Annotated in this window: 2 protein-coding genes; both read left to right on the top strand. The window is 69.5% G+C overall.

The features are described 5' to 3' along the window. The first annotated feature begins 123 nt into the window (after positions 1-123). Positions 124-219, top strand: coding sequence for a DUF3789 domain-containing protein (locus GT358_RS16935; protein WP_371416319.1), 96 nt, complete (start codon positions 124-126; stop codon positions 217-219). Further along, positions 216-931, top strand: a 716-nt coding sequence (locus GT358_RS16350) for a DUF2163 domain-containing protein (protein ID WP_166583693.1), incomplete at its 3' end; no start/stop codon positions are given. The genes GT358_RS16935 and GT358_RS16350, both read left to right, overlap by 4 nt.

Below are 931 nucleotides of genomic sequence, written 5' to 3'. Positions count from 1 at the left end.
CCGACTTCGCCCGCCTCGTCGCGACGCTGGCAGGCTCCGGCGATGCATCGCCTGCCGCGCTGAGTGCCCTCGGCCTCGGCTTGATCGGCCTGCGGGACCGGATCGAACGCGGGTTCCGCGGCGATGATTGAGTTTCTCGCAGGCATCGTCGTGGGCGGAGCGATCGGCATGTTCGTCATCGCCCTATGTGTGGTTGCAGCGCGGGGAGACCGGCCATGAAGTCCCTCCCGCCCGCGCTGCAGGCCCATCTCGACGACGGCACGACGACGCTGGCCTGGTGCTGGCGTATCACCCGCGCCGATGGCGTGACTTTCGGCTTCACCGATCACGACCGGGCTCTGTCGTTCGACGGGACCGAATTCGAACCGGAAAGCGGGCTGACGGCGTCCGAGGTGCGGTCGGGGTCAGATTTGTCCGTCGATGCGCAGGACGCGCAAGGCGTGCTGTCGTCGGACCGGATCACCGAGACCGACATCCTCGACGGCCGGTGGGACAATGCCGCGGTCGAAGTCTGGCGGGTGAACTGGGCGATCCCGGCGCAACGCGTGCTCCTGCGCCGCGGGGCCATCGGCCAGATCCGCCGCGGGCGGCTGGCCTTCGTCGCCGAGGTGCGCAGCCTCGCCCATGTCCTCGGCCAGACGGTGGGGCGCACGTTTCAGGCCAGCTGCGATGCCGCGCTGGGCGATCCGCGCTGCGGCGTGAACCTCGAGGCCCCGGCCTTCAATGCCACCGGCGCGGTGATCGATGTGCTGCGCGATCGGGCCTTCACGGCCTCTGGCCTCGGCACCTTCACTGCAGGCTGGTTCGCCTTCGGCCTGGTCGAATGGACCAGCGGCGCGAATGTAGGGCGACGCGTTGAGGTGCTGTCGCATGACCTCGTCGACGGCGTGGCGATCCTGACCCTGCTCGAAGCCCCGGTGCGCCCGATCAC

It is taken from the genome of Rubellimicrobium sp. CFH 75288 (genome assembly GCF_009904055.1).
Classification (GTDB): domain Bacteria; phylum Pseudomonadota; class Alphaproteobacteria; order Rhodobacterales; family Rhodobacteraceae; genus Rubellimicrobium.
This window is presented reverse-complemented; position numbering and strand designations above follow the sequence as displayed.

What these genes read in the sequence shown, in the direction of transcription:
- GT358_RS16935 (WP_371416319.1), top strand. Translation starts at nt 124, where the DNA reads ATGATTGAGTTTCTCGCAGGCATCGTCGTGGGCGGAGCGATCGGCATG.